The sequence below is a fragment of the uncultured Jatrophihabitans sp. genome, assembly GCF_964246335.1.
GTDB lineage: Bacteria > Actinomycetota > Actinomycetes > Mycobacteriales > Jatrophihabitantaceae > Jatrophihabitans.
This window is the reverse complement of the sequence record NZ_CAXTQF010000009.1, coordinates 16,712-38,706: the sequence shown is the minus strand read 5'-3', so window position 1 is coordinate 38,706 and position 21,995 is coordinate 16,712. Positions and strand designations below refer to the sequence as shown.

Sequence of the window (21,995 nt, the reverse complement as noted above, 5' to 3'; positions counted from 1 at the left end):
TCGCGCGTGGCGAACCGGGCCGCTCCTGCAGCCGGGTCAGGCGACGGCGGGGCGGGCGCGCCGGGCCGCGCGCAGCGGCGCCCCGACCTGATGCAGGTGCCGCAACGCCATGGCGTAGGAGCCGATCAGGCTGGTCTCGGTGAACAGCACGTCGAGCGCGGCGCAGTGCGCCTTGACGAGCGGTTGCGCCTTGCGCAGGTTCGCGCGCGGCATGTTCGGGAAGAGGTGGTGCTCCACCTGGTAGTTCAGGCCGCCGAGCAGGAAGTCGGTGACGATCCCGCCGCGGACGTTGCGGGTGGTGAGCACCTGCGCGCGCAGGAAGTCCAGCTTCTGTCCTTCGGGGATGACCGGCATGCCCTTGTGGTTGGGCGCGAACGAGCACCCCATGTAGACGCCCCACACCGCCTGCTGGATCACCAGGAAGACCAGCGCCTTGACCGGCGAGAGGACGAGGAGCAGGGCGCCGAAGAGCAGCACCACGTGCGCCGCCTGCAGCGCTACCTCCAGCAGCCAGCGTCGGCGGCCACGGTTGTTCTTGAGCCAGGTGATGGCCTCGACGTGCAGGTTGAGCCCTTCCAGCGTCAGCAGCGGGAAGAACATCAGTGCCTGATGTCTGGCGATGAAGCTCTCGACGGCGCCACGCCGGTCGCGGGACTGGGCGTCGGTGAAGGTGATGACGCTCTCACCGATGTCCGGGTCCTGACCCTCATGGTTCGGGTGCGCGTGGTGCTGGTTGTGCTCGTCGACCCACCAGCCGTAACAGAGCCCGATCAGCAGGTCGCCGACGACGAGACCGAGCGCGTCGTTCACCCGCCGCGTCCGGGCGATCTGCCGGTGCCCGGCGTCGTGGCCGAGGAACGCGACCTGGGTGAACGCGATGCCCATCGCCGCCGCGACGATCGTCTGGTACCACGAGTCGCCGACCAGCACGAACACCGCCCACAGCGCCGCGAAGCCGCCGACGGTCGCCGTGAAGCGCATCGCGTAGTTCACCCGCCGCCGTTCGAGCAGCCCGGCCGCCTTAACCTGGCGGGAGAGCGGCGCGAAGGCGCTGCCGCGGGCGTCGTGCAGCGCAGCGACCGGGGTAGCGGTCACGGGGGATCCCTGTCTGATACACCGACCGGGCCAGTCGAGGCACCTGAGAATGGCGACGCACCAAGACCGGCACCGACTCTATGTGCGGTGCGGTTACGGCCTCGACGTCATGAGTATGGCGGGAAGCGGTCGCGATGTCATGCCGAAGCGGCTGGTGACCGACGGCACTCAGCTGATTCCTCGGAATGCGCCGGCCGGGAGCGGGCGTTCCCCCGACGATGACGCCGTCGACCACACTGGATCCGTGACCCGCTCCGACGTCGGGCTGCGCTCCGAGCGCGGCCCGATCCTGCTCGCCCTGATGACCGCCGTCTCGCTGGTGGCCATCGACGCGACGATCATTGCCACGGCCGTGCCGTCCATCGTTTCCGGCATCGGCGGCTTCGCACAGTTCCCGTGGCTGTTCTCGGTGTACCTGCTGGCGCAGGCCGTCACGGTGCCGGTCTACGGCAAGCTCGCCGACCTGTTCGGCCGCAAGCCGGTGATGCTGTTCGGCATCGCCGCGTTCTTCGCCGGGTCGATCGCCTGCGGCCTCGCGTGGAGCATGCCCGCGCTGATCGTCTTCCGGGCGGTGCAGGGTATCGGCGCCGGCGCCATTCAGCCGATGAGCCTGACGATCGTCGGTGACCTGTACTCGGTGCAGGAGCGCGCGAAGGTCCAGGGTTACCTCGCCAGCGTCTGGGGCGCCGCGTCGGTGATCGGACCGACGCTGGGCGGTGTCTTCAGCGAGTACGTCTCGTGGCGGTGGATCTTCTTCGTCAACATCCCGTTCTGCGTGCTCGCCGCGGCGATGATCGGCCGGCGGTTCCACGAGAAGGTCGAGCGCAGCCGGCCGCGGGTCGACTACCGCGGTGCGACGCTGCTGACGTCGGGGCTGACGTTGCTCATCCTCGGCGTGCTCGAGGGCGGCCAGGCCTGGCGGTGGGCATCGGTGCCCGGCGTCGCGGTGCCGGTCGTGGGGCTGGTGCTGCTCGCGGTGTTCGTCGCGGTCGAGACACGCGTCGCCGAGCCGATCCTGCCGTTGTGGGTGTTCCGCCGCCGGCTGCTCGTCACCACGGCGGCGGCGTCGTTCGCCGTCGGCGGGGTGCTGATCGGACTGAGCTCCTACGTGCCCACCTACGTGCAGGACGTCGTGGGTACCGGGCCGCTCGTCGCCGGCTTCGCGCTGGCCACATTGACCATCGGCTGGCCGATCTCCGCATCCCAGGCGGGCAAGCTGTATCTGCGGATCGGGGTGCGTTCCTGCGCATTCATCGGCAGTGCGTTGACGCTCGCCGGCAGCATCGGGCTCACCGCGCTCGGCCTGCACTCGGGCGTCGTCCAGACCGCGGCCACCTGCTTCGTCATCGGGCTGGGCATGGGTCTGGTGGCCGCGCCGACGATGATCGCGGCGCAATCGTCTGTCGACTGGCAGGAACGCGGCGTGGTCACCGGCGCGAACATGTTCGCGCGCTCCCTCGGCAGCGCACTCGCCATCGCCGTGTTCGGTGCCGTGGCCAACGCGACGCTCGGCGGCGCGACGTCGGCGGTGCAGTCCGCGCACGCCGACCCCACTCGCCTGGACACCGCTGTGCACCACGTCTTCATCGCGACGGTCGTGCTGGCTGCGGTGATGGGCCTGGTGGTGGCGTTGATGCCGCGCAACGCGCTGAAGCCGGCGGCCGGCGCTGCCGGTGCTTCCGGTGCTTCTGGTGCTTCTGGTGCGGAGAAGGTGCCGGACGGGACGGTGCCCGCGTGAGCAACGCTGCCGAGAGTGACGCCACGCAGGGCGGGCACGGCGCGCTCGTCGCGCTGCTCGCCGCGGCGTGCGGCATCACCGTGGCCAACCTCTACTACGCGCAACCGCTGCTCGGGCTCATCGCGTCGTCGCTGCACGTCGGGCAGGGCGCGGCGGCGACCGTCGTCACCGTCACCCAGGTGGGGTACGCGCTCGGCCTGCTGTTCGTCCTGCCGATCGGCGACCTCACCGAGAACCGTGTGCTCGTCGTGCGCATCCTCGCGGCGACCGCGGTGTCGCTGGTCGTGGCCGGCCTGGCCCCGAACTTCGGCGTCTTCCTCGCCTTCTGCGTGCTCGTCGGCCTGACGTCGGTGGTGGCCCAGATCCTGGTGCCGCTGGCCGCGCATCTCGCGCCGGAGGGCCAGCAGGGCCGCTACGTCGGCCGGGTCATGAGCGGCCTGCTGCTCGGCATCCTGCTCGCCCGCACCGTCGCGAGCTTCGTTGCCGACGTGGCGGGTTGGCGCACGATCTTCCTCGTCTCCGCCGGACTCACGGTGGTGCTGGCCGCAGTGCTGTGGCGGGCGCTGCCCACCCGTCGCCCGGACCACCCGGACGGTTACCGCTCACTGCTCGCGACGGTGGCCCGGCTCGCGCGCGAGGAGCCCGTCCTGCGCCGCCTCGCGCTGTGCCAGGCGACGATGTTCGGCACCTTCACCGCGTTCTGGACGGCGATCGCCTACGAGCTCGTCGACGAGCACGGCTTCAGCCAGGCGCAGATCGGCGTGTTCGCACTCGTCGGCGCGGCCGGCGCTGCAGCCGCACCGCTGGGCGGTTGGCTCGCGGACCGCGGCTGGGGTCACCCGGCGCGTGGGGCCGCGTTCGTGCTGGCTGCGGCGTCGCTCGCGCTGGCCGGGCTGGGTTCGCACAGCGTGGTGCTGCTGGCCGTCGCCGCGGTGCTGCTCGATCTCGCGGTGCAGTGCCACCAGGTGATGAGCCAGCAGGTGATGTACGCGCTGCGGCCGGACGCGCGGGCCCGGCTCAACACGGTCTACATGACGACGGTGTTCGTGAGCGGCGCTGTGTGCTCCGCGGTATCGGGCCTGCTGCACGACGCGTTCGGCTGGGCGGGCGTGTGCGTCTTCGGCTCCGTCTACCCGCTGGTCGGCCTGCTCATCTGGGTGACCGGCCGGACGACCGCGCCGGCGAGCGACGCACCGGCCACCGAGGACGCGCCGCCGGAGGCCGTCACACCCCGATGATCGGCGGCAGCGCCAGGAGCATGACCACCGACCAGATGACGTGCGTGATCATCGAGGCGAGGATGCCGCCGGAGGCCCGCCGCTGGAGCGCGAACAACGTGCCCATGAGCAACGCGGCGAACACGAGCATGAAGTTGCCGGTGGCGACGGTCACCAGCGTGTAGATCACCGTCGAGATTGCGACCGGGTACTTGCGCCCGATCGCGGCGAACAGTGCGCCGCGGAAGAAGACCTCCTCGGCGAGGCCGTTCGCCAGGGTGAGCACGGCGACGAGTGCGAAGTTGCCCTGCTGCTCGTGTGCCAGCACGTGGGCGATGATCGAGCGGATCGGGTCGATCTCGCGCACGACCAGCGCGCCGACGACAAAGACGGCTCCGGCGGCGAGGCCCAGCACGATCGGCGTGGCCAACGGCCGACGCAGCTCGCCGTGCCGCAGGGCGCGGCCCAGGTGCAGCGGTCCGGAGAGCAGCCCGCCGAGGACCCAGACGACCGCCACCGACCCGGTCAGCGGGTAGAACGCGAACTTGCCGGGGTCGGTGGCCAGCGAGAGCCCGAGCAGGGTCGCGCCGACGACGAGAGTCACCGCTGAGACGATGCGCCGACGGCGGAACTGGGAGTCGGGCTGGTGGTGGTCGCGCGGCACCTGGTCGATCAGCGCTGGGCCGAGCAGACGCCCGACCCAGCCAGGCACCCGCACGGTGGTCATGACGGCGTCCCCTCAGGACTTGGCAGCACGGTCGGCGAGCGCGCGGCGTACCGACTCGTCGTAGCCGATGTCCTCGCCCGAGACGACGTCGTGGATCGACTTGTCGCGCACCACGACCTCGTTGGACATCGAATCGACGAGATTACGCGCCGTGGTGAGGTCGACGTCGGTGACCAACGCCAGCCAGTGCGAGGACAACGTGGTGCTCAGCAGCGGCACGTCGATCATCCGCAGTTTCTTGCCCTGCACGATGGCTGCGCGGCGCATCATGTCGGCGTACTCCAGCACGTCCGGACCGCCGACCTCGAAGGTGCGCCCGATCGCCTTCTCGTTGCCCAGCACACCCGCCAGGTAGCGCACCACGTCGGCCAGCGCGATCGGCTGCGTCCTGGTCTTGGTCCACTTCGGGGTGAGCATCACCGGCAGGTGCTCGACGAGCTGACGGGTGATCTCCCAGGAGATGCCGCCGTCGCCGATGACCACGGCCGCGCGCAGCACTGTTACCGGCACACCGGTCTCGCCGAGCAGCTTCTCGACCTGCCGGCGCGAGCGCAGATGCGCCGACAGGTCGTCCTGATCGCTGCCGAGGCCGCCGAGATAGACGATCTGCCGAAGGGCGGCGTCCGCAGCGGCCGCGGCGAACCGGCGTGCGGAGTCGGCATCGCGCTGTTCGAAGTCGTCGGACCCGAGCGCGTGCACGAAGTAGTACGCAGCCGTGACGCCGTCCATCGCCGCGCGCAGACTCTGCTCGTCGTCGACGTCGCCGTACACGGCTTTCCCGGCGCCGTCGTAGTCGTCGGGGTGGCGGGTCATGGCCCGCACGTCGTGCCCGGCCGCCACGAGCGCCGTGCACAGGTGCGAGCCGACGAACCCGGACGCACCGGTGACGAGGACGGTCTGCGGCATGCGTGTGACATACCCCGACCCCACGAGCGACGAACTCACGCCCGGATGAGGCACCTGCCACACCGCGGCGCCGGCGCGGGGCAGTGGCCGCCGTCGCGTGCGGGATGCTGGCGCCATGAGCACCGACACCGCTCCCGTGGCCGCCCCGGCGCCCGAGTTGCCGCCGGCGTACCGCACCGATGCGCGGACGGCCCTGCAGGACGGTGCGCGGGCCTTCACCGCGGAGGTCGTCAAGCCGGTCGCGGACGAGCTGGACCCGCGCCGCGCCGAGATGCCGCGCAGTCTGGTCGACGCGCTCGGCGGGCAGGGCTACTTCGGCATCATGATCGACACCGAGTTCGGCGGCCTCGGATGTGGCGTGTTCGAGTACGCGATGGTTGCCGAGGAACTCGCGCGCGGCTGGATGAGCGTCGCGAGCATCATCGCGCGGGGCCAGGGCCTGGGCACCGACCTCGCAGACGACGCGCGCCGAGCACGGCTGTTGCGGCGCAGCGCGCGCGGCGACTGGATCGGGGCCGCCGGCTTCTCCGAACCGGATGCCGGCTCGGATCTGGCCGCGGTGAGCACCTGGGCGGAGCGGGACGGCGACGACTACGTCGTCACCGGGCACAAGCGCTGGATCGGCAATGCGAAGGCCGCCGACTTCATCCAGCTGCTGTGCCGCACCGCCGAGCCGGCAGCGGGGGAGAAGCGCTCAGCGGGGCTTGCGACGCTCATCGTCGACAAGGAACGCGATGCGTTCCCGGCCGGGCTCACCGGGTCGACCATCGACAAGATCGGCTACCACGGCTTCTCCACCTGGGACCTGACCTTCGACGCCGTGCGGGTGCCGGTCGCGAACCGCGCCGGCCGCGCGAACGGCGGTGCCGACACCGGGGGGACCGAAGCCTTCCGCGACACGCAGCGCTGGTTGAACATCGCCCGCGTGCACACCGCCGCGCGCGCCGTCGGCCTGGCCCGGGCGGCGGTCGAGGACAGCGTCGGATACCTGCAGGAGCGTGCGCAGTTCGGTCACCCGATCGGCGACTTCCAGGCGCTGCGCTTCATGCTCGCGACGATGGCGGCCCGCGTCGATCAGGCGCGGGCGTTCTACCAGCAGGTCGCCGATCTGCTCGACCACGGCCGGCCCGCCGAGCGCGAGTCGGCCATGGCCAAGCTCGTCGCCACGGAGATGGCGGTCGAGGTCACCGGCGACGCCATGCAGTTGTACGGCGGCAACGGCTACACGACCGAACACCAGGTGGAGCGTTACTGGCGCGATGCGCGCCTGACGACCATCTTCGAGGGCACCAGCCAGATCCAGCAGAAGATCATCTCCGACTCGCTGCTGCCACGGAGCCCGCTGTCGTGACCGCTGTGACAGTTATCGGACAACGGGGCAGGCTGGCCACATGTCACTCACCGGCAAGCTCGGTCTCCTCGTCGCCGGAGTCGGCGCCGCCCACTTCGTAGCACCCGAGGCGTTCACCGACGTCACGAAGGTCGCTTTCCCGAAGGACACCGACAAGTGGGTGTTGCGCGACGGCGCCAGCGAGGTCGGTATCGGGCTGGCGATGGTGCTGCCGCCGACGCGCAAGCTCGGCGTGCTCGCGCTGCTGGGCTACGCCGGCTGGATCGGCTACAACGCCGCGGACGCCGCCAACTCCTAGCGGGTGCTTTGATCTACCGGCTTTATCCGGTAGGACGTGTGATCGGGCGGAAAACCGCGCAGCCCAACAAGGGGCCGACGAGACGCCTGGAACTGGAGTGCGTCTGTGCTTCGACTGCATCCGAGCGCGCTGGACATCACGCTGCTCGTCATCTACTTCGTGGCGGTGCTGGGCATCGGGTTCGCCGCCCGGGCCTCGGTGGGCACCAGCGCCGACTTCCTGCTCGCAGGCCGCTCGCTGCCCGCGTGGATCACCGGCCTGGCCTTCGTCAGCGCCAACCTCGGCGCGACCGAGATCCTCGGGCAGGCGGCCAACGGCGCACAGTTCGGTGTCGCCACCGTGCACTACTACTGGATCGGCGCGGTGCCGGCCATGGTGTTCCTCGGCATCGTGATGATGCCGTTCTACTACCGGTCGAAGGTTCGCTCGGTCCCTGAGTTCCTGCGGGTGCGCTACAACGACTCGACGCACGTGCTCAACGCGATCGTGTTCGCCCTCTCGGCCGTCCTGATCGCCGGCGTCAACCTGTACGCGCTCGCCATCGTGTTGCAGAGCCTGCTCGGGGTGAACCTCTACGTCGGCATCCTGGTGTCGGCGGCGTTCGTGCTCATCTACATCGGTGCCGGTGGCCTGTCCAGTGCGATCTACGGCGAGGTGCTGCAGTTCTTCGTCATCCTCGCCGGGCTCATCCCACTCACCGTCGCGGCCGTCGTGCATGTCGGCGGATTCGCCGATCTCGGGCACAAGGTGATCAAGGCGTTCGCCGGGAACGACAACGCGCTGCACGCGTGGGGTGGCACCGGCATCGGGTCACATCCGGCCAACCCGATCGGCGGCGACTTCATCGGCATCGTGCTCGGCCTCGGCTTCGTCCTCTCCTTCGGGTACTGGACGACGAACTTCGCCGAGGTGCAACGCGCGCTGTCGGCCAAGGACGAATCCGCGCAGCGGCGCACGCCGATCATCGCCGCGTACCCCAAGCTGCTCATCCCCGCCGTCACGGTCATCCCCGGGCTGGTGGCGGTAGCCACCTACAAGAACTTCGGGAAGGGCTCGCTCACGTACAACGACGCCATCCCGAAGCTCATGGGTGATCTGTTGCCCTCCGGTGTGCTCGGCATCGCCATCACCGGACTGTTCGCGTCGTTTATGGCCGGTGTCGCGGCCAACGTCAGTTCGCTGAACACCGTGATCACGTACGACCTGCTGCAGCCGTACCTGGCCAAGAACCGCAGCGACCGGTACTACCTCGGCGCCGGACGGGTCGTGACACTGATCGGCATCGTCCTCGCCGTCGGCACGGCGATCATCGCCGACCAGTTCACCAACATCCAGGTCTACCTGCAGAACCTGTTCAGCATCTTCAACGCGCCGATCTTCGCCACGTTCATCCTCGGCATGTTCTGGAAGAAGACGTCCGCCTGGGCCGGCTTCTGGGGACTGCTCGCCGGCGTCGTCACCGGCACCGTGACCTTCGTGCTCTTCCAGGTGAAGGTGTTCGAGAGCGGGTCGGCGATCTACCCCACGTTCGTGCAGGCCGTGGTCGCCTTCGGCTTCGACGTGGTCGTCACGCTCGCGGTGACGGCGGTGACACCGAGGCCGGACCCCAGCACTCTCGGCGACATCGTGTACTCGCGACATCGGGCCAAGGGGGCGAAGACCCACGAGGTCTGGTGGCGCCGTCCCGTGTTGCTCGGCGGCATCGTGCTGGCCGCCGCCGCCGTCCTCAACGTGATCTTCGCCTAGGAGGCTGTGATGAGCGAACCGACCAAGGTCGACGCCGAGCAGGCCAGCCGGATCGCGCGGCTGTTCGACATCCGGTTGATCGTCGGCGGGCTGTTGACGCTGTACGGGGTGATCGTGCTGATCGCCGGCCTCGTGCAGATGCACCCGGCCAAGTCGTCCGGCATGCATCTGAACGTGTGGACCGGCATCGGCATGCTCGTCGTCGGCCTGTTCATGCTGGGCTGGATGCGGCTGCGCCCGCTCGCGCCACCGGAGCCCGACGAGCTGGTCGAGGAGGGCCCGCAGAGTTCGCGGGCGAGCTGACGCGCGATCAGCCCGTCCGGCGCAGCCCCTCGGTCAACGCCGGCTCCGGATCCTCGGTGGCCAGGGACGCGATCGTCTCGAGCTTGCCGTCGGTGAGGTCGTAGTACGTCATCGTGGTCAGCGGTGGCGAATACGCGTGCACGCTGACTGCCGGGTCGTCCGAGGTGTTCCGCACGTCGTGCACGTAGTGCGCGCCGAATCCGACGCTCTCGCCGCCGGCCCGGCTCAGCTCGCGGCAGGCGCCACCGCTGACCACCGACTCGGTCAGCGTCCCGGACAGCACGCTGAACGCGCCGGACGATCCGCCGTGGTCGTGCAGCTGGGTGCCCTGTTCGGGCAGCCAGCTGATCAGCCAGACGTCCATGCGGCGGTCGCGGTAGATGCGCTGGTGCCAGCGCTGTTCCGCGCTGGAGGCGCTGTAGTCGATGTACGGGTACTGCCCCGCGGCGACCTCGTCACAGTAGAAGCGCGTCAGCTCGATGAGCTGTCCAGGATCGAGGAAGAGATCGGTCCGGGTCGTCGCGCGGTGCACGTGGCCACTCTGCACGACGATTCGCACATTGTCTAGCTACTTGATAGAGAAGATGATGCATCTCTCCGGTCGCCGACCGGGAACTACGTGGCGTGCCGGGTGCGCGGCCAACCCTGTCGACGCTCGATCCGGCCGAGTTCCTCGGCGATCCACGCGGGCGTCGGCGGCCGCCGCGCCGGGTCACCGGTCAGCGCCCACGTGAGCAGGTCCGACACGTCCAGCGGTACGCCGGGCGTGGTGATCGGGCGCACCGGATTGCTGAGCACGCGCACGATGATCGTCGCCGCGGACTCGCCGGTGTATTCGCGGAACGCGGCTCGCCCGGCGATGAGCTCGTAGAGGGTCGACGCGAGGCCGTACACGTCGCTCGCCGGCGTCGGTGCTGCACCTTCGAGCAGCTCGGGCGCGGTGTGCGCTGTCGTGATGTGCAACGGGCCGTACCCGGCATCGCCGTCCAGCGGCACGGCCTCGTCGAAACCCGCGAGCACCGGCTCACCGGCGGCGGTCAGCAGCACGTTCGCCGGTCGCACGTCGCGGTGCGCGTAGCCGGACGCGTGCAGCGCCTCGAGAGCGTCGGCGATCTTGATTCCGGCGGCCGCGGCCTCGCGCAACGACATCCGGTTGTCCTCGGCCACATCGTCCAGGGACCCGGGGCAGCGTTCCAGCACCAGCGCGGGTCGGCCGTCGTGGGCACGCAGCCGGTGGTACAGCGTGATGACATTGGGATGCCGGCCAATGGCGTCGAGGATGGTGGCCTCGACCTCGAGGGCGTCGTGCAACCAGTCCGGGCTCGCGATGTTCGGCACCTTGACGATGACATCGCGCTCGGCAGCGACCTCGTGGGCCGAGTACAGCGTGAAGCGGCTGCCGGCGCGCAACAGCGCGACGTCGGCGTAGTCGGGGCCGAACGCGGGCGTACCCGGCCCGACGACGGAACCGCTCTCCATGACGATCAAGTCTACTTCACATTTCCTTCACATGTCGCGGGTTCACGGGACGACGGTGATCGGCCACACCGCGTCACGGACCAGCCGGCCGGCGAGCGAGCCGACGAACCGACGCCCGGACTGGGTGGAGGAGCCGACCACCACGGCGTCGACGCGGTACTCGTCGGCCACCTTGAGCAGCTCGCGGTACGGGTTGCCGTGGCGCAACACGAACTCGGCGTCGACGTGCGCGTCGGCGGCCCGATGCTCCACGAGTTGGCGTAACTGCTCGGCGATCTCGTGCTGCGTCTGCACGACGGCGCCCGCGGTGACGGCCGACTGCGCGGCCAGCCCGGCCGGTGGACACACGTACAGCACGATCAGGTGCGAGCCCTGCCGCCGCGCCATCCCGGAGGCGTAGGAGCCGGCGCGCAGCGAGGAATCGGTGCCGTCCACCCCGACGAGGATGCGGCCGGGCCCATCGGTGCCGATCTCGAAGCCTGCGACCATGCCGGTGATTGTGCTCGCTGCCACGCGTTTCGTGTGCAGCAGCCGTCCCACGGGCGAAGGCTTGCCGAACAACCCCCGACAGCGGACCAGCACGGCGCTGTCGGGGCCGTCGCCACGTGCCCGGATACCGCCCGGCGCGGCCCCGACTTGGCTACTCTGGGCGGCGATCGTGCTCGCGGAGCGCACCAGCGCGTCGAAGGGGGCCGCATGTTGACCATGACGTCTGCCGCGGTGACCCACCGCGGCCGGGTGCGCGAGACCAACGAGGACTCCGTGTTCGTCGCGGACCGGCTGGTGGTCGTTGCCGACGGCATGGGCGGCCACGCGGCCGGCGAGGTGGCGAGTCGGATCGCCGTCGAGCGGATGCGCGAGCTCGCCGCCGGGCCGTTGCAGCCCGACGACGTGGTCGCCGCCGTCGTGGACGCGGACCGGCTGATTCGCGAGGACGGCGCACACACCCTCGGCCACGCCGGCATGGGCACGACGCTGTGCGGTGTCGCGCTGGCCGACGCGCAGACCGACGACACTTCGGAGCGATGCGTGGTCTTCAACGTCGGCGACTCGCGGGTGTACTCCTACGGTGACGGCGTGCTCGCCCAGGTCAGTGTCGACCACTCCGAGGTGCAGGAACTGCGCGATGCCGGCAAGCTCAGCGAGGTCGCCGCGGCGCTGTACCCGCGGCGCAACGTCATCACCCGCGCCCTCGGCGGGGCGGCCGGCGTAACTCCCGACGTGTGGACGCTCGACCCCGGGCCGGCGACCCGCTTCCTCGTGTGTTCCGACGGGTTGTCCGGCGAGGTCGACGACGACGAGATCGCGTCCGTGCTCGGCGCCCACACCCTGGCGCAGGACGCGGCCGACGCGCTGCTGGACACCGCGCTGACCGCCGGCGGCCACGACAACATCACCGTCGTCGTCGCCGACGTGCACAGTGTCGCGCCGCGCGGCGGGCCCGTGTCGGCCACTGCGCAGACGACTGTGCAGGCGACCGGCGCCGGCTGAGGCCGGCAGCACCCAGCGACCGTGAATTCACGCCGGACCGACGTATCCGGCCGATAGCGTGTGCGCGTGACCACGCTGACCGACCCGATCGACCGGCGCATCGCGGCTGCGCTGCTCACCGACGGCCGGAGCACGCTCAAGACCCTCGCCGAGCTGACCGGCCTGTCCGTGTCCGCGGTGCAGGCCCGGGTGCGCCGGCTCGAGGCCGAGGGCGTCATTCACGGGTACGCGGCCCTCGTCCGGCCAGAGGCCCTCGGCCTGCCGCTGGCCGCGTTGATCGCCATCACTCCGCTCGACCCCGCACAGCCCGACGACGCGCCGGAGCAGCTCGCCGGGCTGTCCGAGATCGAAGCGTGCCACTCGGTCGCCGGCGACGACGCCTACGTGTTGTTCGTGCGGGTGGCCTCGCCCAGCGCATTGGAAGAGCTCATCCGGCAGATCCGCAAACGCGCCAACGTCTCCACCCGCACGACCGTGGTGCTGCAGACATTCTTCGAGCGGCGCGCTGCTGTTCCGGACCTGCCCGCCTTGAACGGAAAAAGTTCCGGTCACCGTGTGATCGAACCGGAGAACGTCCGATAGCATCGCCGCCATGACGGACATCCGGACCCCCGCCTCGCTGGACCCGGCCGACGTGCACGCGACGATCGCGGCGCACATGCTGGCCGACGGCTACGACCTGGTGCTCGATCTCGCCGCGTCGACCGGCACAACGCTGGTCGACGCGCGCGACGGCACGCAGTACCTGGACATGTTCACCTTCTTCGCCTCGTCGGCGATCGGCATGAACCACCCGGCGCTCACCAGCGACGCCGCGCGCGCGGAACTCGCCGAGGCGGCGATCAACAAGCCGAGCAACTCCGACATCTACACGGTGCCGATGGCGCGCTTCGTCGACACGTTCGCGCGCGTGCTCGGCGATCCGGCGCTGCCGCACCTGTTCTTCGTCGACGGCGGTGCGCTCGCCGTGGAGAACGCGCTCAAGGTCGCGTTCGACTGGAAGAGCCGGTGGAACGAGGCGCACGGCATCGACCCCGCGCTCGGCACGAAGGTGCTGCACCTGGAGAAGGCGTTCCACGGCCGCAGCGGCTACACGATGAGCCTGACGAACACCGACCCGAACAAGGTCGCGCGGTTCCCGAAGTTCGACTGGCCACGGATCCCGTCGCCGTCGATCAACGGCAGTGCTGACGTCGCAGCAGCGGAGCAGACGGCCCTGGCTGCAGCGCGGCACGCCTTCGAACAGCACCCGCACGACATCGCCTGCTTCGTCGCCGAGCCGATCCAGGGTGAGGGCGGCGACAACCACTTCCGACCGGAGTTCCTGCAGGCCATGCAGGCGCTGTGCCGCGAGTTCAATGCGCTGTTCGTCATGGACGAGGTGCAGACCGGCGTCGGCATGACCGGCACGGCGTGGGCCTACCAGCAGCTCGGCGTCACTCCGGACGTCGTGGCCTTCGGCAAGAAGGCGCAGGTCTGCGGCGTGATGGCCGGCGGCCGCGTCGACGAGGTGCCGGACAACGTCTTCGCGGTGTCCTCGCGCATCAACTCCACCTGGGGCGGCAACCTCACGGACATGGTGCGCTCGCGACGCATCCTCGAGGTCATCGAATCCGACGACCTGATCACCCGCGCCGGCGTGCTGGGCAAGCACCTGCTGGGCCAGCTCGAGGCACTCGCCGCGAAGCACGCCGTGGTGTCCGAGGTCCGCGGTCGTGGGCTCATGTGCGCCATCACGCTGCCGTCGGCGCAGCTGCGTGACGACGTCGTCACGCGCTTACGTGCCGACGAGCATGTGCTCGTCCTCGGCTGCGGCGCCAGCGCACTGCGCGTGCGCCCGCCGCTGACCGTCACCGAGGACGAGATCGACCGCGGCGTCGCCGCGCTCGACCGCGTCCTGGCCGCCCTGACCTGACCTGACCAGTTGCGTCTTCCCACCCGAGATGGTCGTCATTTCCGCCGGATCCGCGACCATCTCGGGTGGGAAGACGTGACTCAGCGGGCGAGGAGGGCGCGCGCGACGCGCTCGATCTCGTCCTCGCCGAGCAGGACGAGGTTGGCAGCGTCACCGAGCGGGACGAAGCTGTCCCGGCTCGCGACTCGCGCGAGGCGCCGGCCGGGGTAACCGGCGTCGATGAGCATCGCGAGCACGCCTTCGCCGACGCCGGCGTTGTGCCGCGTCTCGTCGGCCACCAGCACCCGGTTCGTGCCGGACACGGCACGGAAGATCTCGTCGAAGTTGAGCGGGACGATCCAGCGCAGGTCCAGCACCTGCACCGCGCGCCCCTCTGCCGCGAGGCGGCGCGCCACCCGCAGGCTCATCCGCACGCCGTTGCCGAAGGTGACGATCGTCAGGTCCGTGCCGTCGGTGCCGCAGTCGTGCAGCCGCGCCGACCCGAGCTGTGCGACGGCGTCGGGGGAGTAGCTGCCGAGCCAGCCGCGGTCGCCCGGCTCGTGCAGGTCGCGCTCGTGATACAGCGCGATGGGTTCCAGGAACACGCTCACCTGGCCCGTCGCCCGCGCGGCGGTCAGGCAGCCGCGCAGCATCGGCGCGGCGTCCTCCGGGCGGGACGGCACGGCGACGACGAGACCGGGGATGTCGCGCAGCACGGCGACGGCGTTGTCGTTGTGGAAGTGGCCGCCGAACCCCTTCTGGTACGCCAGCCCCTGCACCCGCAGGACGAGCGGATTGGTGAACGCGCCGTCGGAGAAGAACCGCAGGCTCGCCGCCTCACCGCGCAGTTGATCCTCGGCGTTGTGCAGGTAGGCGAGGTACTGGATCTCCGGCACCGGCAGCATGCCGCTCACGCCGAGGCCGAGGCCGAAGCCCAGGATGGACTGCTCGTCGAGCAGGGTGTCGAACACCCGGGCGGCACCGAAGCGCTGCTGCAGGCCTCGGGTGACGCCGTAGACACCGCCCTTGCGGCCGACGTCCTCGCCGAAGACCAGCATCTCCGGCCGGGCGGCGAGTGAATCGGTGAGTGCGGCGTTGATCGACTGCGCGAGCGTCATGGGCCCGGCGTCCTCGGGCAGCTTTGCGCCGAACACCTCGCGCCGTCGGTCGTCATCGGCGACGGGTGCGCTCAGCGGCGCTGCGGCGCGCGGCGCGAGGGGTGCCATCACCGCGGCCGCGTCGCGCAGCGTGGGAGTGTCGGCGAGGTCATCGGCGATCGCCGCGATGCATGCATCGATCTCGGCGTACCGGTCGGCCAGATGCGGATCGCCGAGGCGGCGCCCGAGTGCCAGCAGCGGATCCTTGGCGCGGTCGGCGCCGATCTCGGTGCTCGCGCGGTACGCCGCCTCGACGTCGCTGCCGGCATGGCTGAGGTAGCGCACCGTCGTCAGGTGCAGCAGAGCCGGGCGACGCCGGCGGCGGGCGAAGTCCGCCGCGGCCTGCGCCTGTGCGGCGGCGCCGTCCGGGTCGTCGCCCGCGGCGGCGAAGTACTTGATGCCCGGTCGCTGTGCCGCCGCCGCGACCCAGCCCGCCGGCGTCGGTACCGAGATGCCGATGCCGTTGTCCTCGCAGACGAACAGCAGCGGCAGCGGCAGCCCCTGCACCGCTGCGTACCCGGCGGCGTTCAGCGCACCGACCGCGGTCGAGTGATTGATGCTCGCGTCGCCGAAGCTGCACACGGTGACGGCGTCGGGCTGCCAGCGGTTCGGCACGCCCAGTCGCTTCGCCCGCGCGAGTGACAGCGCCACGCCGAGCGCGCGCGGCAGGTGCGACGCGATCGTCGACGTCTGCGGCATGACGGCCAGGGCGGCGTCGCCCCACACCTTGTGCCGGCCGCCGGACGCCGGGTCCGCGGTGCTCGCGAGCATGCCGAGCAGCACGGCTCGCAGCGCGTCGTCGAGCGTGCGCCCCGCCTGCATCGCACGCATGAGGAAGAACGCGCCCGAGCGGTAGTGCAGCAGCGCGGGGTCACCCGGACGCAGCGCGGCCGCGACGAAGGCGTTCGACTCGTGCCCCGCCGAACCGATCGTGTAGAAGCCGCGGCCGCTCTCGCGCAGCCGGCGGGCGTGGATGTCGAGCAGCCGGCTGCCGGCCATCGCGTCGAAGATCGTGTGCAGGTGCGAGTTCGATCGTGCCCCGCCGGTGTCGGGATCGTCGCCGGTCGCCCGGATGTCGCGCAGCCCCGCGCGCACCGAATCGTCGAGCGCATCGTGCGGGGACTGCTCGCCGGCGCTCACCGTGCGCATCTTGCCGCACCGTCTGCGGCGCGTCGTCGCCGGTCGGCATCCGGTCCGCCACTCATTCGGGCGGCCGGGGTCGGGCGCCGCTGTGTGGCGGATATAGATAAGCACGTTATATAATTGAGCTATGCAAACGACCGAGGTGACTGCCGGCGAACTGGCCACCGCGCTCGAGCGGCTGGTCGTCTGGCTACGGCGCAACGCCGCCCAGCCGGTGAGTGCCTCGACGGCCAGCGCGCTCAACCGGCTGGCCACCGAGGGCCCGCTGCGCGTGTCCGAGCTCGCCGAACGCGAGGCGATGACCCAGCCCGGCGTCACGGTGCTGGTCAACCGGCTGGCCGAGGCCGGCTACGCCGAACGCGCCGCGGACCCGACCGACCGGCGCGCGACGCTCGTCCGCCTCACCGACGCCGGCCGTGCGCTGCTCGTCGAGCGGCACGCCGCACGCGCCGAGTTGCTGCGCGAGCGTCTCGAACAGCTCGACGACGCCGACCGGCGCGCCCTGCTCGCCGCAACGCCCGCCTTGGACCGGCTGCTCACCGTCGACGAACCCGACACATCCCCGACAAGGAAGAACGCCCGATGACACACGGCGAGAATGCCGCCAACCCGTTCCGGCAACCGAAGGCGGTGTGGGCGGTCGCGTTCGCCTGCGTGATCTCCTTCATGGGGATCGGGCTCGTCGACCCGATCCTGCCCGCGTTGAGCTCGAAGCTGCACGCGTCGCCCAGCCAGGTCGAGCTGCTGTTCACCAGCTATCTCGTCGTCACGGCTGTCGCGATGCTCGTCACCGGCTGGGTGTCCAGCCGCATCGGCGCCAAACGCACGCTCATCGCCGGGCTGGTGCTGATCGTCATCTTCGCCGCATTGGCCGGGTCGTCGAACACCATCGACGGCATCGTCGGCTTCCGCGCCGGGTGGGGACTCGGCAACGCCCTGTTCATCGCCACCTCGCTGGCAGTCATCGTCAGCTCGGCCACCGGTGGGTTCGCCGGCGCGATCATCCTCTACGAGACCGCGCTCGGCGTCGGTATCGCGCTCGGTCCGCTGCTCGGCGGCGAGCTCGGCTCGATCAGCCGCCGCGGACCGTTCTTCGGGGTGTCCGCGCTGATGGCGATCGCGCTGGTCGCGACGCTGATCCTGCTGCCGAGCACACCGCGGCCCAAGCGTCGGGAGAGCATCACCGAACCGATCAAGGCGCTGCGGCACCGTGCACTCGCCACCACGGGCGGCGTCGGCCTGCTCTACAACTGGGGCTTCTTCACGCTGCTCGGCTACTCGCCGTTCCTGATGCGTCCGATCAGCCCGCAACAGCTCGGCCTCGTCTTCTGCGCGTGGGGTGTGCTCGTCGCCGTCTTCGCCGTGTGGGGCGCGCCGTGGCTCAAGGCCCGGTTCGGTACGCCGCGCACGCTGTACGGCAACTTCGTGCTGATGGCGGCCGACCTCGCGGTCATCGCGATCTGGTGGGACTCCAAGGCCACCGTCATCGCCGCCGTCATCGTCGCGGGGGCGTTCATCGGGGTGAACAACACCCTGGTGACCACCGCGGTGATGAGCATCGCGCCGGTCGAACGACCGGTGGCGTCCGCGACCTACGGCTTCGTCCGGTTCATCGGCGGCGGCCTCGCGCCGTTCGTCGCCAGCAAGCTGGTGAGCCCGGACGGCAACGCCATGGTGCCGTTCCTGCTCGGCGCCGGCACCGTGCTGGCGGCCGCCGTCGCGCTCTCGACGGTGCACCGTGCACTCGACGCCGCCGACCGCGGCCAGACGCAGCAACCCGAACGCAACGAGCTGGACGAGGCCGAGCGGGTCGACGAGCTGCGGGTCGGCGCGGGCGTCGGCAATGAGGACTGACATCACAAAGCGATAGTTCGGCTAACTAACTACTGTGGGTGCAGTGCCCGACCTGACTCACCGCCGACGGCTGCTCATCCTGGCGATCTGCTGCATGAGCCTGCTGATCGTCGGCATGGACAACACCATCGTCAACGTCGGGCTCAACACCATCCGCACCGACCTGCACGCGTCGCTGCCCGACCTGCAGTGGACGATCGATGCCTACACGGTGGTGCTGGCCAGCCTGCTGATGCTGTCCGGTTCGACCGCGGACCGGATCGGCCGCCGCCGGCTGTTCCAGATCGGCCTCGCGGTGTTCTCGATCGGCTCGCTGCTGTGCAGCATCGCCCCCAGCCTCGGCTGGCTGATCGCGTTCCGCGCGATGCAGGCCGTCGGCGGCTCGATGCTCAACCCGGTCGCGATGTCGATCATCACCAACGTCTTCACCGACCCGAAGGAGCGCGCCCGCGCGATCGGCGTGTGGGGCGGTGTCATCGGGCTGAGCCTCGGACTCGGCCCGGTGGTCGGCGGCGCACTCATCGATGCCGTCGGCTGGCGGTCGATCTTCTGGATCAACGTGCCGATCGGGGTCGCTGCGTTCGTACTCGCCGCACTGTTCGTGCCCGAGTCGCGGGCGCAGCGCGCCAGGCGGCCGGACCCGATCGGGCAGGCACTCGTCATCGTGGTCCTGGCCGGCGTGACGTTCGGCATCATCGAATCCCCGCGCGCGGGTTGGGTGTCGGCGCAGACCATCACGGCCTTCGTGCTCGCACTCGCTGCGCTCGTCGCGTTGCTGCGGTACGAACCACGCCGCACCGACCCGCTGATCGACCTGCGCTTCTTCCGCAGCGTGCCGTTCAGCGGCGCCACGGTGATCGCGGTGTGCGCCTTCGGGTCGTTCTCCGGATTCCTGTTCCTGACGACGCTGTACCTGCAGGACGTGCGCCGCCTGGAGCCGCTCGCCGCCGGGTTGCACCTGCTGCCGTTCGCCGTGGTGACGATCGTCTTCGCGCCGCTGTCCGGCCGGGTCGTCGCGAGCCGTGGGCCGCGGCTGCCGCTCATCGCCGCGGGTGCGTTGATGACCATCGGTGCCCTGCTGCTGGTGCCGACCTCGGCGCACGAGTCCACCTTCGCGTTGATCGCGACGTACACCGTGTTCGCCATGGGCTTCGGGATCGTGAACGCGCCGATCACGAACACCGCGGTGTCCGGCATGCCGCGCGCGCAGGCCGGGGTCGCCGCGGCGGTCGCCTCGACCAGCCGGCAGGTCGGTGCTGCGCTCGGCGTGGCGGTCGTCGGGTCGGTGCTGGCCAGCGGCGTCGGCGCTTTCGGCGGCTCGCTGAGCAGCGGGTTCGTCGCCGCGAGCCGCACCGGGTGGTGGATCCTCGTCGGCTGCGGCGTCGCGGTGCTGGTGCTCGGTGCGGCGACGACCGGCCGCGCGGGGCGGCGTAGCGCCGGACGCACCGCCGATCTCATCGCCGCAGGTGACGAACCCGAGCCGCAGATACGAGAGCACGCCGTAGCCGGCTGACGCAGCGCACCGAGCGGGTCCCCGAGGGCACTTGGCACCTGCCCGCAGCGGTCAGACGATCTTCACCGGCGCGACAGCGCAGTGCCAAGTGCGGGATCCGCCAGGCGCGGATCGGTCAGCAGGCCGAGCGTCGTACCTGCCACGCCCACGCGATGAGCGGCAGCTGCAACGGCAGCCGTAGCCAGGTGCCGACGCGGTACGGCGTCGAGCGGGCGTGCCGGGCGTCCAGGGCCATCTTGACGTTGGCCGGCAGCACCCCGGCGAACAGCAGCGCGGCGCCCAGGCCACCCGTGCGGCGCGTGCGCGGCAGCGTGACCGCCGTGGCGACGAGCAACTCCACCGCACCCGAGCCCTGTGTCCACCTGCGCGCCGGCCCGGGCAGCGATTCGGGGATCATCGCGTCGTAGAACGCCGGGAAGACGAAGTGCGTTGCTCCGGCACCGGCAAGCAGCCCGGCGAGGGCCAGCGAACGCTTGGTTCCGGCCGTCATGCGCAGCATCCTTGCACGGCTCGGCCACTGCGCGGGCACAGCCTGACGCGTTCCGGCACGCAGGATGCGCATCACCCGGGTCAGTCGTAGTGCCGCAGTCGCGGCCACAACACTCGCCACGCAGCGCTGGGTCGGCAGACGAGCACGGGGCCACCCTGCTCGTCGTTGTCCAGACCGACCCCGTCGTCGATGCGGGCGCGCCGGACACAGCCGACGAACTCGGGGGCTGCGTCCCGCGCGCCGGTGTAGCCCAGCACGACCACCTGGGTGGCGCTCGCCGGAGGCTCGCCCCACGCAGCGAGTGCGTTGTGCCCGCTGTAGGCGCGTGGCAGGCCGAGTCTTGCGCCGAGCAGGTCGACGGCGCCCGCTTCGCCGTAGTTACCGGTGAAGATCACCGTGTGTGCACGTTGGTCCGCGGGCAGCCCGTGCCAGACGCGCGACACGGTGTGCGCGAAGCGTTGCCAGCCGACCGTCTCGCCCTGGTCCGGGTTGAGCGCCATCGTGGCACTGCCCTGCAGATCGTCGGCGGGCAGAAGTGGCAGCGCGATGACCGCGCTGACCACCGCCGCCACGACTGCGGCGACCGCGGCGACCCGCATGCGTCCGCGGCCACGCGCCAGCCACGCCGCGACCGGGATCGCGCCGATGCCGAGCAGCGCGGGGTAGACACTGGCCAGGTAGTAGGCCTTGCCGTTGCTGAGCAGGTAGGCCACGGCGAGCACCGCGTAGGCGACGGGCACGAAGCGCAGGATGTGCGAGCGGCCACGCCAGGCCGCGACCAGCCCCGCGATCCATACCGGCGCGAACACCGGACTGACCAGGACGAACTGGAACGGTACGAACCCGGCCCGGCCGCCCTCGGCGGTGCCGCTGACCGCGCCGGCGACGGTCAGCTGCGGCCAGCCGTGCTGGGCCTGCCACACGACGTACGGCAACGCCAGCACGGCGGCGCTCGCCGCGCCGGCCCACAGCCACGGCGAGCGCAGCGGCCATCGCGGCCCGGCCACCAGCAGGGCGAGCACGAGGACGATGGCCACGAACGCGACCTGGGGTTTCGCCTCGAAGCCGACGCCGGTGACGATGCCGGCCCACAGCAGTGGCGGGCCGCTGCGCAGGAGCACGGCGCGGATCACCAGCCAGCACACGAGCGTCGAGCTGAGCAGGTCGGGCGTCGTCGTCGACACGATGTGGCCGACCGCGAGCGCGAAGCCGGCGGTGGCCGCGCCGATCGCGGCGACCACCTGGGCCGGCCCCCGGCCGCGGCAGTCGCGAGCGACGACGGCTGCCACGACGGTGGTCGCGGCGCTCATGATCGCCGACGGCAACCGGAGCAGCAGCAGCGATCCCGGCGCGAGATGGTGCAGCGCGGCACACAGCAGCGGAATCAGCGGCGGCTGATCCGGATAGCCGAAGGCCGGGTGCTGCCCGCAGAGGATGAAGTACATCTCGTCGCGGTGGAAGCCGTAGCGCGTGCTCGTGGCGATCAGTGCGACGAACTGCACCGCCGCGCAGACCCACACCCATCGCGACAACCGTGCGTTCGGCCCGGCCCGCGACGCGGGTTCGGTGCGGACGTCGGTCGCGTTCGACACC

Annotated in this window: 21 protein-coding genes; 12 read left to right on the top strand and 9 right to left on the bottom strand. The window is 70.7% G+C overall.

Features of this window, described 5'->3' with window-relative positions:
- Positions 1-36: 36 nt before the first annotated feature.
- A complete protein-coding gene (locus tag ACFFCN_RS04520; protein WP_375489935.1) occupies positions 37-1,095 on the bottom strand; it encodes a fatty acid desaturase family protein in 1,059 nt (352 codons plus the stop codon).
- 301 nt (positions 1,096-1,396) lie between these two features.
- Here ACFFCN_RS04520 and ACFFCN_RS04515 point away from each other — a divergent pair, with 301 nt between their 5' ends.
- Entirely contained in the window at positions 1,397-2,833 is a 1,437-nt protein-coding gene (locus ACFFCN_RS04515; RefSeq protein ID WP_375489979.1) for an MDR family MFS transporter, read from the top strand.
- Positions 2,830-4,071: an MFS transporter gene (locus tag ACFFCN_RS04510; RefSeq protein WP_375489934.1), complete on the top strand. Its 1,242-nt coding sequence runs from the start codon at positions 2,830-2,832 to the stop codon at positions 4,069-4,071. The genes ACFFCN_RS04515 and ACFFCN_RS04510 overlap by 4 nt, the downstream gene beginning before the upstream one ends.
- Here the strand turns inward: ACFFCN_RS04510 and ACFFCN_RS04505 are convergent.
- Entirely contained in the window at positions 4,058-4,777 is a 720-nt protein-coding gene (locus ACFFCN_RS04505; protein ID WP_375489933.1) for a lysostaphin resistance A-like protein, read from the bottom strand. The two genes, ACFFCN_RS04510 and ACFFCN_RS04505, sit on opposite strands and share 14 nt — an antisense overlap.
- Positions 4,778-4,789: 12 nt before the next feature.
- Positions 4,790-5,683: an NAD(P)H-binding protein gene (locus tag ACFFCN_RS04500; protein WP_375489932.1), complete on the bottom strand. Its 894-nt coding sequence runs from the start codon at positions 5,681-5,683 to the stop codon at positions 4,790-4,792.
- Positions 5,684-5,798: 115 nt separating this feature from the next.
- Between ACFFCN_RS04500 and ACFFCN_RS04495 the strand changes: the two genes are divergently transcribed.
- The 4 genes from ACFFCN_RS04495 (at position 5,799) to ACFFCN_RS04480 (ending at position 9,381) form a co-directional block, all read left to right on the top strand.
- A complete protein-coding gene (locus tag ACFFCN_RS04495) occupies positions 5,799-7,034 on the top strand; it encodes an acyl-CoA dehydrogenase family protein (protein WP_375489931.1) in 1,236 nt (411 codons plus the stop codon).
- Positions 7,035-7,074: 40 nt separating this feature from the next.
- On the top strand, positions 7,075-7,332 hold the full coding sequence (locus ACFFCN_RS04490) for a hypothetical protein (RefSeq protein WP_375489930.1): 258 nt from the start codon (positions 7,075-7,077) through the stop codon (positions 7,330-7,332).
- 105 nt (positions 7,333-7,437) lie between these two features.
- Complete coding sequence (locus ACFFCN_RS04485) at positions 7,438-9,078, top strand: sodium:solute symporter family protein (RefSeq protein ID WP_375489929.1); 1,641 nt, start codon at positions 7,438-7,440, stop codon at positions 9,076-9,078.
- A 9-nt stretch (positions 9,079-9,087) separates the two neighbouring features.
- Positions 9,088-9,381: a hypothetical protein gene (locus ACFFCN_RS04480; protein ID WP_375489928.1), complete on the top strand. Its 294-nt coding sequence runs from the start codon at positions 9,088-9,090 to the stop codon at positions 9,379-9,381.
- Between the two features lie 7 nt (positions 9,382-9,388).
- On the opposite strand, the gene ACFFCN_RS04475 is transcribed toward ACFFCN_RS04480, so the two are convergent.
- The 3 genes from ACFFCN_RS04475 to ACFFCN_RS04465 all read right to left on the bottom strand — a co-directional run bounded on the left by ACFFCN_RS04475 (position 9,389) and on the right by ACFFCN_RS04465 (position 11,349).
- Complete coding sequence (locus tag ACFFCN_RS04475) at positions 9,389-9,913, bottom strand: cysteine dioxygenase family protein (RefSeq protein WP_375489927.1); 525 nt, start codon at positions 9,911-9,913, stop codon at positions 9,389-9,391.
- Positions 9,914-9,996: 83 nt separating this feature from the next.
- A complete protein-coding gene (locus tag ACFFCN_RS04470) occupies positions 9,997-10,860 on the bottom strand; it encodes a serine/threonine-protein kinase (protein ID WP_375489926.1) in 864 nt (287 codons plus the stop codon).
- Positions 10,861-10,902: 42 nt separating this feature from the next.
- The gene (locus tag ACFFCN_RS04465) at positions 10,903-11,349 is read right to left on the bottom strand and encodes a universal stress protein (RefSeq protein WP_375489925.1); all 447 of its coding nucleotides are present in this window, start codon (positions 11,347-11,349) and stop codon (positions 10,903-10,905) included.
- Positions 11,350-11,556: 207 nt separating this feature from the next.
- On the opposite strand from ACFFCN_RS04465, the gene ACFFCN_RS04460 reads away from it, so the two are divergent.
- The 3 genes from ACFFCN_RS04460 (at position 11,557) to lat (ending at position 14,266) form a co-directional block, all read left to right on the top strand.
- Positions 11,557-12,351: a PP2C family protein-serine/threonine phosphatase gene (locus ACFFCN_RS04460; RefSeq protein WP_375489924.1), complete on the top strand. Its 795-nt coding sequence runs from the start codon at positions 11,557-11,559 to the stop codon at positions 12,349-12,351.
- A 75-nt stretch (positions 12,352-12,426) separates the two neighbouring features.
- A complete protein-coding gene (locus ACFFCN_RS04455) occupies positions 12,427-12,933 on the top strand; it encodes an Lrp/AsnC family transcriptional regulator (RefSeq protein ID WP_375489978.1) in 507 nt (168 codons plus the stop codon).
- Positions 12,934-12,970: 37 nt separating this feature from the next.
- Positions 12,971-14,266, top strand: coding sequence for an L-lysine 6-transaminase (lat, locus tag ACFFCN_RS04450; protein WP_375489977.1), 1,296 nt, complete (start codon positions 12,971-12,973; stop codon positions 14,264-14,266).
- Positions 14,267-14,346: 80 nt separating this feature from the next.
- On the opposite strand, the gene ACFFCN_RS04445 is transcribed toward lat, so the two are convergent.
- The gene (locus ACFFCN_RS04445; protein ID WP_375489923.1) at positions 14,347-16,551 is read right to left on the bottom strand and encodes a thiamine pyrophosphate-dependent enzyme; all 2,205 of its coding nucleotides are present in this window, start codon (positions 16,549-16,551) and stop codon (positions 14,347-14,349) included.
- 121 nt (positions 16,552-16,672) lie between these two features.
- Here ACFFCN_RS04445 and ACFFCN_RS04440 point away from each other — a divergent pair, with 121 nt between their 5' ends.
- Genes ACFFCN_RS04440 through ACFFCN_RS04430 form a run of 3 tightly spaced genes read left to right on the top strand, consistent with a single transcriptional unit; the run spans position 16,673 to position 19,912 of the window.
- On the top strand, positions 16,673-17,131 hold the full coding sequence (locus ACFFCN_RS04440; protein ID WP_375489922.1) for a MarR family winged helix-turn-helix transcriptional regulator: 459 nt from the start codon (positions 16,673-16,675) through the stop codon (positions 17,129-17,131).
- Positions 17,128-18,399, top strand: coding sequence for an MFS transporter (locus ACFFCN_RS04435; RefSeq protein WP_375489921.1), 1,272 nt, complete (start codon positions 17,128-17,130; stop codon positions 18,397-18,399). Before ACFFCN_RS04440 ends, ACFFCN_RS04435 begins: the two co-directional genes overlap by 4 nt.
- A gap of 43 nt (positions 18,400-18,442) precedes the next feature.
- Positions 18,443-19,912: an MFS transporter gene (locus tag ACFFCN_RS04430; RefSeq protein ID WP_375489920.1), complete on the top strand. Its 1,470-nt coding sequence runs from the start codon at positions 18,443-18,445 to the stop codon at positions 19,910-19,912.
- A 115-nt stretch (positions 19,913-20,027) separates the two neighbouring features.
- On the opposite strand, the gene ACFFCN_RS04425 is transcribed toward ACFFCN_RS04430, so the two are convergent.
- Both ACFFCN_RS04425 and ACFFCN_RS04420 read right to left on the bottom strand, forming a co-directional pair.
- Positions 20,028-20,402, bottom strand: a complete 375-nt coding sequence (locus tag ACFFCN_RS04425; RefSeq protein WP_375489919.1) for a hypothetical protein — start codon at positions 20,400-20,402, stop codon at positions 20,028-20,030.
- Positions 20,403-20,482: 80 nt separating this feature from the next.
- Positions 20,483-21,994, bottom strand: coding sequence for an ArnT family glycosyltransferase (locus tag ACFFCN_RS04420; protein WP_375489918.1), 1,512 nt, complete (start codon positions 21,992-21,994; stop codon positions 20,483-20,485).
- Between the last annotated feature and the right edge of the window lies 1 nt (position 21,995).